At 71.2% G+C, this 13,763-nt stretch carries 11 protein-coding genes; 7 read left to right on the forward strand and 4 right to left on the reverse strand.

The genetic code is table 11. The features are described from left to right. The first annotated feature begins 23 nt into the window (after positions 1 to 23). Entirely contained in the window at positions 24 to 1,628 is a 1,605-nt protein-coding gene (locus OU415_RS35875; RefSeq protein WP_270954144.1) for an AMP-binding protein, read from the forward strand. On the opposite strand, the gene OU415_RS35880 is transcribed toward OU415_RS35875, so the two are convergent. The 3 genes from OU415_RS35880 to OU415_RS35890 form a co-directional block, all read right to left on the reverse strand. Continuing rightward, a complete protein-coding gene (locus OU415_RS35880) occupies positions 1,629 to 2,369 on the reverse strand; it encodes a gamma-glutamylcyclotransferase (protein ID WP_270954134.1) in 741 nt (246 codons plus the stop codon). 60 nt (positions 2,370 to 2,429) lie between these two features. Next, positions 2,430 to 4,034 (reverse strand): GMC family oxidoreductase, encoded by a 1,605-nt coding sequence (locus OU415_RS35885; RefSeq protein ID WP_270954135.1) that lies wholly within the window; start codon positions 4,032 to 4,034, stop codon positions 2,430 to 2,432. Positions 4,035 to 4,453: 419 nt separating this feature from the next. After that, positions 4,454 to 5,386 carry a DMT family transporter gene (locus OU415_RS35890; RefSeq protein WP_270954136.1) on the reverse strand — a complete coding sequence of 311 codons (933 nt, stop codon included), beginning with the start codon at positions 5,384 to 5,386 and terminating at the stop codon, positions 4,454 to 4,456. Between OU415_RS35890 and OU415_RS35895 the strand changes: the two genes are divergently transcribed. Next, positions 5,385 to 6,791 carry an aminotransferase-like domain-containing protein gene (locus OU415_RS35895; RefSeq protein WP_270954137.1) on the forward strand — a complete coding sequence of 469 codons (1,407 nt, stop codon included), beginning with the start codon at positions 5,385 to 5,387 and terminating at the stop codon, positions 6,789 to 6,791. The genes OU415_RS35890 and OU415_RS35895 overlap by 2 nt on opposite strands. 3 nt (positions 6,792 to 6,794) lie before the next feature. On the opposite strand, the gene OU415_RS35900 is transcribed toward OU415_RS35895, so the two are convergent. Then, complete coding sequence (locus OU415_RS35900; protein WP_270954138.1) at positions 6,795 to 8,402, reverse strand: PucR family transcriptional regulator; 1,608 nt, start codon at positions 8,400 to 8,402, stop codon at positions 6,795 to 6,797. A gap of 119 nt (positions 8,403 to 8,521) precedes the next feature. Here OU415_RS35900 and OU415_RS35905 point away from each other — a divergent pair, with 119 nt between their 5' ends. The 5 genes from OU415_RS35905 to OU415_RS35925 form a co-directional block, all read left to right on the forward strand. Continuing rightward, complete coding sequence (locus OU415_RS35905; RefSeq protein ID WP_270954139.1) at positions 8,522 to 9,823, forward strand: aspartate aminotransferase family protein; 1,302 nt, start codon at positions 8,522 to 8,524, stop codon at positions 9,821 to 9,823. Continuing rightward, on the forward strand, positions 9,820 to 11,313 hold the full coding sequence (locus tag OU415_RS35910; RefSeq protein WP_270954140.1) for a CoA-acylating methylmalonate-semialdehyde dehydrogenase: 1,494 nt from the start codon (positions 9,820 to 9,822) through the stop codon (positions 11,311 to 11,313). The genes OU415_RS35905 and OU415_RS35910 overlap by 4 nt, the downstream gene beginning before the upstream one ends. A 100-nt stretch (positions 11,314 to 11,413) precedes the next feature. Next, entirely contained in the window at positions 11,414 to 11,941 is a 528-nt protein-coding gene (locus tag OU415_RS35915; protein WP_270954141.1) for a GNAT family N-acetyltransferase, read from the forward strand. Between the two features lie 270 nt (positions 11,942 to 12,211). Further along, on the forward strand, positions 12,212 to 12,421 hold the full coding sequence (locus OU415_RS35920; protein ID WP_270954142.1) for a hypothetical protein: 210 nt from the start codon (positions 12,212 to 12,214) through the stop codon (positions 12,419 to 12,421). Positions 12,422 to 12,610: 189 nt separating this feature from the next. Further along, on the forward strand, positions 12,611 to 13,763 hold a 1,153-nt coding region (locus tag OU415_RS35925; protein ID WP_270954143.1), incomplete at its 3' end, for a PrsW family intramembrane metalloprotease.

Consider the following 13,763-nt stretch of genomic DNA (forward strand, 5'->3'; position numbering starts at 1 on the left):
CTGGAACCGCACCAGCAGCCCGCGTGGCAGAACTGCTCGAGCGGTTCGGCGCCCCGGGCGCCAACGCGGCGGAGCTGCTCTGCGAAGACCATCCGGCCGATGCGGTCGCGTTCACCGTCGTGGACTCCGATCTGTCCAGTCAGGACCTCACCTACGGTCAGCTGCGGCGCGACTCGGCGCGTTTCGCCGCCGCGCTGGCCGATCTCGGCGTGGCCCCCGGCGATGCGGTCGCCGTGCTGATGGGCAAGTCCGCCGATCTGGTCGTGGCCCTGCTGGGGATCTGGCGTCGCGGCGCCGTCCACGTGCCGCTGTTCACCGCGTTCGCTCCCCCGGCGATCGCCCTGCGATTGCGGGCCAGCGACGCGAAGGTCGTGGTGGTCGACGCCGACCAGCGCGCGAAACTCGCGCCGAGCGAGGACATCCCGGCCGATGCGCCGTGGCGGACCATCGTCGCCGGCGACTCCTCCGCCGAGCTGTCCTTCGCCGCGCTGCTCGACCGGTACACCGGTGACGAGCCGAGCGGGCAGGCAGTGCCGCTCGGCGGGGACGGGCTGCTCGTGCAGCTGTTCACCTCGGGCACCACCGGCACCCCGAAGGGCGTTCCGGTGCCCGTCCGCGCGCTGGCCTCCTTCCAGGCGTACCTGGAGTTCGGGCTGGACGTGCGGGAAGACGACGTGTTCTGGAACGCCGCCGACCCGGGCTGGGCCTACGGCCTGTACTACGCGATCCTCGGGCCGCTGGCGGCCGGTCGGCGCAGCATCCTGCTGCACGCCGGATTCTCGGCCGCGTTGACCTGGAAGGTGATGCGCGAGTTCGGGGTCACCAACTTCGCCGCCGCGCCGACCGTCTACCGCAGCCTCCGCACCGACACCTCGGCCGAGCCCGCCGGAATCCGGCTCCGCCGCGCCTCTTCGGCGGGTGAACCGCTGACCCCGGAGGTGGTTTCCTGGTCCGAGCGGGAGCTGGGCGTCACCGTGCGGGACCACTACGGGCAGACCGAGCACGGCATGATGATCGTCAACGCGTGGGCCGACGGGGTCCGCGACGAGATCAAGCCGGGATCGATGGGCGCCGCCCTGCCCGGCTGGTCGGCCGAAGTGCTCGACGACGACCGGGACGAACCCGCCGCCGTCGGCGCCGCCGGGCGGATCGCGATCGACGTGGCGGGCAGCCCGCTGATGTGGTTCACCGGCTACACCGATGCGCCGGAGAAGACCGCCGAGCGGTTCACCGCCGACGGCCGCTGGTACGTGACCGGTGATGCCGGTTCCCGCGATGCGGACGGGGCGTTCTTCTTCTCGTCCCGCGACGACGACGTGATCATCATGGCCGGCTACCGGATCGGGCCGTTCGACGTGGAGAGCGTGCTGGTCCAGCACGAATCGGTCGCCGAAGCAGCGGTGGTCGGCGTCCCCGACGAGCTGCGCGGCGAGGTCCTGGAGGCCTTCGTCGTGCTGCGCTCGGGGACGACCGGCGACGACGCGCTGGTGGCCGAGCTGCAGCAGCTGGTCAAGCGGAAGTTCGCCGCGCACGCCTACCCGCGATCGGTGCACTTCGTCGAGCAGCTGCCCAAGACGCCGAGCGGGAAGATCCAGCGCTTCGTGCTCCGCGAGCAGCGCCGCGGCTGATCACCAGCCGGGCTCGCCGGTGATCTCGGTGCAGGTGAGCCCGTCGTGCTCGGCGGGCTCACCGACCAGCGCCCGCGCGGCGATCTGGTCGACGTCCAGGCAGCGCACCGGCCGGCCGTCGACGAGCAGCGGAGCGCGTTGCCGGCCTGCTGCGGCGTAGGCCAGCACGCGCTGCGGCTCGCTGCCGTCGGCCAGCCGGATGCGCTCGGATCCGTGCAGGTGGACCAGCCGGTAGCGGACGCCGCGGCCTTCGCACTGGTCGAGCACCCGGCGTTGTTCCGGCGTGGCGAACCAGAGCGCGTGCTCCTCGACCACGCCGGGCGCGGCGGTCAGCACGGCTGGACGTTGTCCGTCGTGGACGCGCAGCCCAGCGGCCCACACCGCGGACAGCCCGGTGCAGCGCGCGCTGAGGGCCACCACCGGCCCGGTGAGCCCCAGCTCCTCGCGCAGCCAGGTGATCTTCGCCGGGCAGGCGTTGGATCCGTAGGCCAGCACGAGCTGTCGACCCCGCATCGGCTCCGCCCCGCGCTCACCGAGCCAGCTGTCCAAGCAGCTCCCGTCCGAACCGTCGCCGCTGACGCGCCATCCGGAGGGAGCGGAGGAATCCGGGGCCAACGCCCAGCCGACGCCGTCGGAGTGGACGAACGAAAAACCTGGTCGGGCACCGGGGTAGGGGAACGCCGGGTAGTCGGCGTCGGAGAACGGTGATCGGGCGGCGCCTGGCAGCTCGGGGCTCAACATCGCCGCCCAGCATCCCGTCCGAACCACCTCGGAGCCAGGAAATCGCGCCCGCGAGTCGGCTCAGCAGGACTGCATGAGCTCCGCGCAGCGTTCGCCGATCATCATGGCGGGAGCGTTCGTGTTGCCACCGGTGACCGACGGCATGATCGAGGCGTCCGCGACGCGCAGACCCTCGATGCCGCGCACGCGGAGCTCGGGGTCGACCACGGCGCGCTCGTCGGTCCCCATCCGGCAGGTGCCGACCGGGTGGTAGACGGAGTGGATGCGGTTGGGCAGCTCGCGGGCCAGCGCCGCGTCGTCGCGGACGTCGGGTCCGGGGTGCAGTTCGCCGGTGACGACTCCGGCGAGGTGCCTGCTCGCCATCACCTCGCGCACCCGCTTCATCCCGTCGATCAGGAAGCGCGCGTCGTCGGGATCGGCGAGGTAGGCCGGATCGATCAGCGGTGCCGCCGCCGGGTCCGCGGAGGCCAGCCGGATCTCGCCGCGGCTCTTCGGGTAGATCAGGGTCGGCATGACGGTGAGCGCGGGGCGCCGGTCGACGGCGTGCCGCACCGATTTGTCCTGGTTGGGGGAGGGGTAGGACCACGGCAAGGTGTGGATCTGCAGATCCGGCCGCGCGCTGGACGGGTCGGTGCGGACGAAGGCCATGCTGTCGAAGACCGTGCGGCCCAGCCAGGTGTCGCCCCGGGTGGCCTCGCTCAGGATGCCGTTGAGGAAGTGCGGCGCGGTGCCCCGGTGCCGGGCCGTCGGCGCCAGGAAGGTCATCGGCACGAACAGGTGGTCGTGGAGGTTCTTGCCGACCGGCAGGTCCGCCGCGACGTCGATGCCGAGCCCCCGCAGGTGGTCGGCGGGGCCCACCCCGGACAGCATCAGGATCTGGGCCGAACCCACCACACCGGCCGACAGCACCACCTCGCGGGCGGCGCGGATCACGCGCGGACCGGACTTGCCGAGCACCTCCACGCCCACCGCGCGGCCGCCCTCGATCACCACCCGGGAGACCATCGCCCCGGTCTCGACCTGCGGCGCAGTCCTGCGGGTGTCGCGAAGGTACGCGTGGGAGGTGCTGAAGCGGGTGCCGTTGTGCGCGCTCATCTGCACGACGCCCACGCCTTCCTGGGAGGCGCCGTTGTAGTCGTCGTTCTTGGCGACGTCCAAGCTCTCGCTCATCGCGTCGATCAGCGCGCTCGACGCCGGGGTCAGGTCCTTCTGCCGGGTCACCTGGACCGGGCCGCCCGCGCCGCGCAGGTCGCTGGAGCCGCCTTCCCAGTTCTCCATCCGCTTGAAGGCGGGCAGCACGTCGTCGAAGCTCCAGCCCTTGCAGCCCTCGGCCGCCCAGTCGTCGTAGTTGCTGCGGTGGCCGCGCACGAACAGCATCCCGTTGACCGCGCTGGAACCGCCGACGAGCTTGCCGCGCGTCGTCGGGATCTGGCGTCCCGCCGCGTTCTCCTGCGCGACCGTGCGGTAACCCCAGTCGAACCGCTTCTTGATCTGGGGAACCGAGTGCACGATCGTGATCATCCCGGGGACGCGCACGAACCGCGACCGGTCCCAGCCGCCCGCTTCCAGCAGGAGCACGCGCGCACCGGTTTCGGCCAGGCGACTCGCCACGATGGCCCCGGCGCTGCCCGCGCCGACGACGATGTAGTCGGTCTCCTCGGTCACCACGACCTCCACTTGTGCGTTGAGGGCTACGGAAAACGTGTTCGCGGCGCGGAGCCGGCCGACGGCGCCGCAGTGCTCGAGCCGTCGAGCACCCGATCACACGATGAAGTGAAACATGTTCTTGTTGATGGAGGCAACATCCCGTCGAAGCGGATGGCCAACTGCGTCGGATCGAGCCGTGCGGCGTCCGCGTGCGCTACGCGCGAAGGCGAGCCACCGCTTTGTTGAGCGCTTATTGGGTGGTTGACCCCATCTGGTGGAGGCTTCGTCGCGAGTGTGCTGAGTCCTCGCCCGGAATGTTCCGGTGGCCGTGGATCGTCGCAACAAGTTCTAGTTATGCGTCCGGCGCCTGGTTGATGCGGTGGCCCAGTGAGCACTTTGTGGGGTCATGGCACCAGAAAGTGCTCACGGGGACCGGGCTACTTGGCGGAATGCCCGAGCCTGGTGCGTACCGCGGTGGCGGCGCAGGCGATCACGGCGAGACCGCCGACGACCGTGGGCCAGGTGAGGTCTTCGCCCAGGAACAGCGCGGCCCAGCAGATGCTCATCACCGGCTGGGTGAGCTGCACCTGGCTGACCTGCGCCATCGGCCCGATCGCCAGACCCCGGTACCAGGCGAAGAAGCCGAGGTACATGCTCACCACCGCGAGGTAGGCGAACGCGGCCCACTCGACGGCGGTTCCGCTCGGGGACTGCTGCGCCATCGAGAAGCCGGTCAGGGCGATCATCAGCGGTGCGGCGAGCACGAGCGCCCAGGACACGGTCTGCCAGGCGCCGAGCTCGCGGGCGAGCAGGCCGCCTTCCGCGTAGCCGATGGCGGCCGCCGCAACGGCGCCGAACAGCAGCAGGTCGGACCAGTGCAATCCGCTGAGCCCGCCGCCCTGCAAAGCGGCGAACACGACCGCCACGGCCGAGCCGGCGGCCGCCGTGATCCAGAACCGGGCCGGCGGGCGTTCGCGTCCGCGCAGCACTGCTGCCACCGCGGTCGCCGCGGGCAGGACGGCGATCACGACGGCTCCGTGGCTGGCCGGGGTGGCGGTGAGGGCGAACGAGGTCAGCACGGGAAAGCCCACGACCACGCCACCGGCGACGATCGCCACGCGACCCCACTGCGCGCCGCGGGGCAGCCGCTGCCGGGTGATCGCCAGCGCTGCGGCCGCGAGCAGGGCGGCGATCGCAGCGCGACCGGAACCGATGAACAGCGGCGACATCCCGCCGCCCGCAACGGCGACGCGGGTGAACGGCACGGTGAAGGAGAACGCGCCCACGCCGAGCAGACCCCACCCGAGGCCTGCCCGAGAACGGGATAGCGCTGCCGGATCGGGGAGAGTAGCGCTACTCTGTAGTCTCATGTCGAACGATAGCAGCTCGCGGATCGTCGCGGGACTCCGCGACTGGATCGAGACGGCGCCGCCGGGCGCGAAGCTGCCGTCGACGCGCGAGCTGGTGGCGCGCTACGGGGCGAGTCCGGTGACGGTGCAGAAGGCGCTGAGGACGTTGACCTCGCAGGGAATGGTGGAAAGCCGTCCCGGCGTCGGCACCTTCGTGCGCGCGGTCCGCGTTGCCCGCCCGAACGACTACGGATGGCAGACCGCGGCTCTCGGAGCGCCGCTGCACCGCATCCGGCAGCTGTCCACGGCGCTGCACACCGCGCCGAACGACGCGGTAGCGCTGCACGCGGGTTACCCGGACCGGGAGCTGCTCCCGGAACGCCTGGTGCGCTCCGCGTTCACCCGAGCCGCGCGCAGCGAGGCGGCGGTCAGCAGGCCGCCGGCCGCGGGCCTGCCGGAGCTGCAGACGTGGTTCGCGGCCGAACTGGGCACGGCGACGCCGGTCGGAGTCGCGCCCCCGGCGCCGAGCGATGCGGTGATCCTCCCGGGTATCCAAAGTGGACTCAGCACGGCATTCCGCGCACTGGTCGGCGCGGGTCGGCCGCTGCTGGTGGAATCGCCCACCTACTGGGGTGCGATCCTCGCCGCCGAACGAGCCGGTGTGCAGGTCGTCCCCGTCCCCAGCGGCATCCACGGCCCGGACCCGGCGGAGCTGGCCCGCGCATTCGAGGGGACCGGGGCGCGCGTCTTCTACGCGCAGCCGAACTTCGCCAACCCGACCGGCGCGCAGTGGTCCGCCGCCCTGGCCGACGAAGTGCTCGACGTGGTGCGCCGGTTCGGGGCGTTCCTGATCGAGGACGACACCGCGCACGACTTCGGCATCACCGCCGACCCCGCACCCATCGCCGCGCGGGACGACAGCGGGCACGTCGTCTACCTGCGCTCGCTGACCAAGAGCGTGTCCCCGTCCGTGCGCGTCGCCAGCATCATCGCCCGCGGCCCGGCCCGCGAGCGCATCCTCGCCGATGCCCAAGCCGAATCGCTGTACGTCAGCGGGGTGCTGCAGGCCGTGGCGCTCGACGTCGTCACCCAGCCCGCTTGGCGCACCCACCTGCGCAATCTGCGCCACCAGCTGGCCGCCCGCCGCGACCTGCTCGTCGCCGCGCTGCGGGAGCACGTCCCCGACGCGCACCTGGAAGCCGTGCCGCGAGGCGGGTTGAACCTGTGGGTCCGGCTGCCGGACGCGACGGACCTGCCGCGGTTGCTCCGGGACTGCGAAGCCGCCGGGGTCGTCCTCGCCGCGGGCGACGAGTGGTTCCCCGCCGAACCCACCGGCCCCCACCTGCGCATCAACTACGCCGGTCCGAACCCCGGGGCCTTCCCCGACGGTGCGCGCATCATCGGCGAGATGCTCGCGCGGCAGTAGCGGTCAGCGGTGGAGGTCCCACGTCAGCAGCGCGACGTGCAGCGACACCAACGACTCCGGGTTGTCCAGGGAGACACCGAGCAGCTGCTCGACGCGGGCGAGCTGCCCGTAGTACGCCGTGCGGGACACGTGCGCAGCGGACGCCGCAGCGGACTTGTTGCCGCCGTGGCGGCACAAGGCGCGCAATGCGTCGAGCAGCCGGTCGTTGTCCAGGATCGGGCCGAGCTCCCGCTCCGCGAACGCGGTCAGCCGCTCGTCGCCGCGCAGCAGGTGCAGCAGGCCGCGCAGCCGGACGTCGTCTAGCCGGTGGAAATCGCGCGTGCCGTCGTCGACGTGCAACGCGGCTTCGGCGACCTGCGCGGCCTCGGTGAGCGTCCGGCGCGCGCCGGAGATCGCCCCCACCTCGCTTCCCACCCCGACCACCAGCGGCAACGCGGCGGACCGGCGGATGTCGGCGGACAGCCGGTGCAGTGCGGTATCGACGTCGACGCCGCCCAACGCCACCACGGCGTGCACCGTGATGTCGTCGACCACGCCGACCAGCACCGGCAGCTTGGCCTTGCGTCCCGCGAGCGCGGTCGCTTCGGCCAGATCTCGCAGCGCCTGCTGGGTTTCCAGCGCGGGTGCCGGAGTCGTGGTGGTGCGCGGCCGCACCGCGATCCCCACCAGCGGGCCGTCCAGCGGCACGCCGACTCCGGCGGCCCGGGCGGCCAGGTCTGCGGTTTCGGCGTTGCCCGCGAGGAGTTCGGTGATCAGTGTGCGGTGCGTCTGCCGCTCCAAGCTCTCGCGATCGCGTGTCACCAGGCGGTTCACTGCCAGCGCCGACGCCGCCCGCTCGGCCACCACCACGTGCCGGTGCGCGGGTTCCGGGCCGAGCACCACCAATCGTCCCCAGTCGTCGCCGCGCGCTCCGACCACGGTGGTCAGCCACTGCCGGTCGGCGTCGTACGAGGTCCGCCCGGACTGCACCACCGATCGGGAGCGCTCCGACCACTCCGACAGCAGCGCGACCGGATCCTGCCCCGCCGCGTCGTAGGCCAGCACCTGGTGCGCCATCGTCTCCAGCACAACCGGTCGCTCGAGGATGCGCGAGGCCTCGCGCAGCACGGACGCAGGTTCGGCACCCGAGGTGGTCAGCGCGGTGAACGTCTCGTGGATCGCGTGCGTGGCCCGCAGCTCGGCGAGCTGGGCGTCGCGGATGCGCGCCACCACCGCTTCGGTGATGCTGACGAACTTCGTCTCCTCCGAGAGCGTCACCAGCGGCAGGTCGTGCCGGTGCGCAGCGTCCACGAGCGCGTTCGGCACCCGGTCCCGCCAGCGGCGCACGAGCTCCACGACCAGCCCGCAAGCCCCGGCGGCGGCGAGCTCGTCGACGTAGCGGACCAGCTCGGCTGGCGCCTCCGGTAGTGCGATGCCGGTGGTCAGCACGAGCTCGCCGCCGCTGAGCAGCGCCGCGATGTCGGCGATCTCCGCGACGTGCACCCACCGCACCCGGCCGTCCAGACCCGACGCCCCGGCGATCACCCGGGGCTTGCCGCGCCGCAGCACCGGCAGGTCGAGCACCTCCGACACGGTCGGCAGCGCCAGCACGTCCGGCGACATCAACTCCATCGCACCTCCCGGTGCACACACCGTACTGGCTCCCGGGCCAGATCAGTACAGGTTGTCCGTAGGTGGCCGAGCGCCCGGCGGGCCAGACTGGCCGCATCGGCACGACGGAACGGGGAGCAATGTCGGAATCATTGGTGGCCCGCCATCGCGCGGCCATGCCCAGCTGGCTGTCCCTCTACTACGACGAACCCATCGAGATCGTCAGCGGTCGGGGGCGGCACGTCACCGACGCGGCGGGCAACACCTACCTGGACTTCTTCGCCGGGGTCCTGACCAACGCCATCGGCTACGACATCGCCGAGATCAGCGATGCGATCCGCCGCCAGGTCGACAGCGGCGTCCTGCACACCTCGACGCTGTACCTGATCCGCAAGCAGGTGGAGCTGGCCGAGCGCATCGGCGAGCTGTCCGGGATGACCAACCCGAAGGTGTTCTTCACCAACTCCGGCACCGAGGCCAACGAGACCGCGCTGATGCTGGCCACCCAGAAGCGCCGCAGCCACCAGGTCCTCGCGCTGCGCAACTCCTACCACGGCAGGGGCTTCGGGGCCCTCGGCGTCACCGGCAACCGCGGCTGGTCGGCCAGCGCGCTGTCCCCGTTCAAGGTCAGCTACGTGCAGGGCGGCTACCGCTACCGCAGCCCGTTCCGGGAGCTGTCCGACGCCGACTACATCGCGGCCTGCGTCGACGACCTGCGCGAGGTCATCGAGACCACCACCTCCGGCGACGTGGCCTGCATGATCGCCGAGCCGATCCAGGGCGTCGGTGGTTTCGCCACCCCGCCGGACGGGCTGTTCGGCGCCTTCGCCGAGGTGCTCGACGAGTACGGCATCCTGCTGATCTCCGACGAGGTGCAGACCGGGTGGGGCCGCACCGGGGAGCACTTCTGGGGCATCCAGGCGCACGGCGTGACCCCGTCGGCGATGACCTTCGCCAAGGGGCTGGGCAACGGCCTGGCCATCGGCGGCCTGGTGGCCGAGGCGGAGCTGATGGACTGCCTGACCGCCAACTCGATCTCCACCTTCGGCGGCAACCCGATCTCCACCGGCGGCGCTGCCGCCGCGCTGGAGTACTTGCTGGACAACGACTTGCAGGGCAACGCGGCCAAGCTCGGCGGACGGCTGCTGGACGGGCTGCGCGCCCACGCCGAGACCTGCGGCCTGATCGGCGACGTGCGCGGTAAGGGCCTGATGATCGGTGTCGAGCTGGTCGAACCCGGCACCCGGACGCCCGCCGCCGCGGCAGCCGGGCGGGTGATGGAACTGGCGAAGCAGCGCGGACTGTTGCTAGGCAAGGGCGGGTTGTACGGCAACGTCCTGCGCCTGGCACCGCCGATGACCCTGACCGAGGACGAAGCGGACCAGGCGCTGCAGATCCTCACCGAGACCACCTCGCTGGCCGAGCAGGAGCTCAACCGATGACAGAACTGATCAGGCACTGGGTCGCCGGCAAGTTCGACGACACGATCCCGCAGCGCACCGGCGAGGTGTTCGACCCCGCCACCGGTGCGGTGACCAAGCAGGTCGCGTTCGCAGCCGAGTCCGATGTGGACGCTGCGGTGGCCAAGGCCGCCGAGGCGCTGAAGGAGTGGCGCCGCGCCTCGCTGGCGAAGCGGTCCAACGTGCTGTTCGCCTTCCGGGAACTGCTCAACGAGCGCAAGTCCGAGCTCGCCGAGATCATCACCGCCGAGCACGGCAAGGTGCTCTCCGACGCCGCGGGCGAGGTGCAGCGCGGCTTGGAGAACGTCGAGTACGTGTGCGGCATCCCCAACCTGCTGCGCGGCGGTTTCTCGGAGAACGCCTCGACCAGCGTCGACGTGCACTCGGTGCGCCAGCCGGTCGGCGTCGTCGGGGTGATCTCGCCGTTCAACTTCCCGGCCATGGTGCCGCTGTGGTTCGTGCCCAACGCGATCGCCTGCGGCAACGCCGTGGTGCTCAAGCCCAGCGAGAAGGACCCGTCGGCGGCCAACTTCATCGCCCAGCTGTGGCAGGAGGCGGGCCTGCCCGACGGCGTGCTCAACGTCGTGCACGGCGACAAGGTCGCGGTCGACGCCCTGCTGGCGAACCCGACGGTCAAGGCGGTGTCGTTCGTCGGTTCCACCCCGGTGGCGCGCTACGTCTACGAGACCGGCACCGGCAACGGCAAGCGGGTGCAGGCCCTCGGCGGCGCAAAGAACCACATGGTGGTGCTGCCCGACGCCGACCTGGACCTGGCCGCCGACGCCGCGGTGTCGGCCGGCTTCGGCTCGGCGGGGGAGCGGTGCATGGCGATCTCCGCGGTCGTCGCGGTCGATCCCGTCGGCGACGAGCTGGTCGCCAAGATCGCCGAGCGGATGGCGAAGCTCAACGTCGGCGACGGCCGTCGCGGCTGCGACATGGGACCCCTGGTCACCGCCGCGCACCGCGACCGGGTCTCGTCCTATGTGGACGCCGGTGTCGCCGCGGGGGCGGAACTGGTCATGGACGGCCGGGGGATCGAGGTGGACGGCGCCGACGACGGCTTCTGGCTCGGCCCGACGCTGTTCGACCGCGTCGGCACCGACATGTCGATCTACACCGACGAGATCTTCGGCCCGGTGCTCTCGGTGCTGCGGGTGCCCAGCTACGACGCCGCGCTCGAGGTGCTCAACGCCAACCCGTACGGCAACGGCACCGCCATCTTCACCCAGAGCGGCGGGGCGGCGCGGCAGTACTGCGAGGAGGTCGAGGTCGGCATGGTCGGGGTGAACGTCCCGATCCCGGTGCCGGTCTCGTACTACTCCTTCGGCGGCTGGAAGGACTCGCTGTTCGGCGACGCGCACGCCTACGGCCCGGACGGCATCCAGTTCTACACGCGCACCAAGGTGGTCACCACGCGCTGGCCGGATCCCTCCCACGGCGGCGTCGACCTGGGATTCCCGCAGAGCACCTGACGTTCCCGCGTTCGGGGGCCCTCCGCCGGAGGGCCCCCGAACACGCGTTGGTGCCTGTAGAGCTGTCGGGATCGCCGGACCGCTGGCTAGGCTCCCCCGCGTGGGAGACGTGTCATTGCGACCGGTTCGGGAAGACGACCTGGCGGAGCTGGAACAGCTGATCAACGAGCCGGAGAACACCGCCCCGTACAACTGGTGGGGCTGGCGCAAGCCGGACCGGATGGCCAAGCTGTGGGAGGAATCCGGTCTGCTGGGCGACGAGCACGGGATCTTGCTGGCGATCGCCGAGGACGAGCTGGTCGGCTTCGTGTCCTGGCACCAGGTCGGGACCGGACCGTCGTCGCACTGCTTCGAGATCGGCGTCAACCTGCAACCCGACTCGCGCGGCCGCGGCTACGGCACCGAAGCGCAGCGGCTGCTGGTCCAATACCTGTTCGCGCACACGCAGGTCAACCGCCTGCAAGCCGGCACCGAGCTGGCCAACGCCGCGGAGCAGCGAGCCCTCGAGAAGGTCGGCTTCACCAGGGAAGGCGTCCTGCGCGCCTACACCTACCGCAACGGCCGGTGGCGCGACTGCGTCCTCTACAGCCTCCTCCGCGACGAGGTCGAGCTGATCGACCAGACCTGACCGGGGTGTTGGACCGATCGGAGCTCGTGGTCGATACGATGGCCGGGACATGCCCGGTTCGCGAGTTCGGGGGGACGGACGTGACCGCTGAGTCCGAACCGGGAGGTATCTGCCGGGGTTGCAAGGGCCGGGGGCAGGTCCGGGTTCCGCGCGGGTTCGCCTCGGCGGACGGCGAGGCCTACACCGTCATGGGGTGGACGCGGTGCCGGCACTGCCGGGCGACACCGGGCCGCCAGTCCCACCGCTGGCCGCCGAGGTGAGGATCAAGGCATGACCGACCAGGGCCAGCCGCCGGTGTTCGCCGGTGGACCGAACGCGATCTGCTTCACCTGCGGGGGGTTCAAGAAGGTCAGCGACCCCCGGCTGTACATGATCCAGGCGACCGAAGAGCTGATGACCGGCATGACGCTGGCGGAGTGGCGGGGCTGCCCCCAGTGCGGTGGCGACGGAATCCTGGCGGGCACGCGCCCGCCGGTCTGAAGACCTGTCTGAAGCACTCGTTTCGCGTGGCGGTGCGGGTATCTCAGCGTCCGCCTGGGCTGCGGGTGCCAACCCTGCTTCCGGGCTGATTTCGCGAATCGGGCATTCCTGGTGGTGTTCGGGTGATCCGGCCGACGAATGGGCCGAACTGCCGGATGCGGCCGCAGGTCATCTCATACCCTCACCCGCATGCCCTTGCTCAAGCCCCAATCCGTCCTGGATGGACACAGCTCGAACCGAACACCGGTGCCGTTGATCGTCGGCCTGGTGATCTCCGGTTTCTGCCTGCTGCTGGCGCTGCTCTACTACTTCTTCGTGGCGGGCGGACCGATCAACACCGTGGTCGGCCTGCTGCTGGCGCTGCCCACCGCGATCGTGCTGGTCGCGCTGGTCCTGCTCATGGACCGGTTGGAGCCGGAGCCCCGGATCAACCTGGTGCTGTCGTTCGGCTGGGGCGCGGGGGTGGCCATCATCGGCGCCCTGATCGTGAACTCCGTGACCGGGGTGCTGCTGATCCCGATGCTGGGCGAGGCAGGCGCGGACGCGGCCACGACGACGATCGTGGCCCCGGTCGTCGAGGAGAGCTTCAAGGGCGCTCTGCTGCTGTACCTGCTGTGGGCGCGGCGGGACGAGATCGACGGACCCACCGACGGGATCGTCTACGCCGCCATGTGCGGGCTGGGCTTCGCGATGGTGGAGAACGTCCTCTACTACATGCGGGGCATCGACGAGGGCTCCCTGCTGTTCGTGGTGGTGCTCCGCGGGGTGTTCTCGCCGCTGTGCCACCCGATCTTCACCTCGATGACCGGGCTCGGCGTCGCCTACGCCGCAACGCACCGCGGCTCGGGACGCGTCTTCGCCGTGGTCGGCGGCTGGATCGGCGCGGTGTTCCTGCACGCGCTGTGGAACGGCAGCACCCAGTTCGGCTTCGGCGGTCTGGCGCTCGCCTACCTGGTGGAGTTGGGCGTGCTGATCACCCTGATCGTCGTGGTGGTCAGGGACCGCAAGCGGCTGGTGCACATGATCGGCAAGTACCTGCCCGCCTACATCCCGAGCGGGTTGGTGCAGCCCAACGACCTGCAGATGCTGGGGAAGATGCGCGGGCGCAAGGAAGCACGCCGCTGGGCGCGGGGGCAAGCCGGCGCCGTCGGGGTGCGGGCCATGGGCGACTACCAGCTGGCGGCGACCGAGCTGGCGCTCCTGCACGCGCAGGCCGAGCGGTTGACGATCCCGCCGGACAAGTTCTTCCAGCGGCGGGAGGCCATCTTGTCGCTGATGCGGATGGCCCGCGACGCCTTCTTCCGGCGGATGCCGCAGCAGGCGCCCCCGCCGCCGTGGGCGC

The organism is Saccharopolyspora oryzae, assembly GCF_027853915.1.
Taxonomy (GTDB): Bacteria; Actinomycetota; Actinomycetes; order Mycobacteriales; family Pseudonocardiaceae; genus Saccharopolyspora; species Saccharopolyspora oryzae.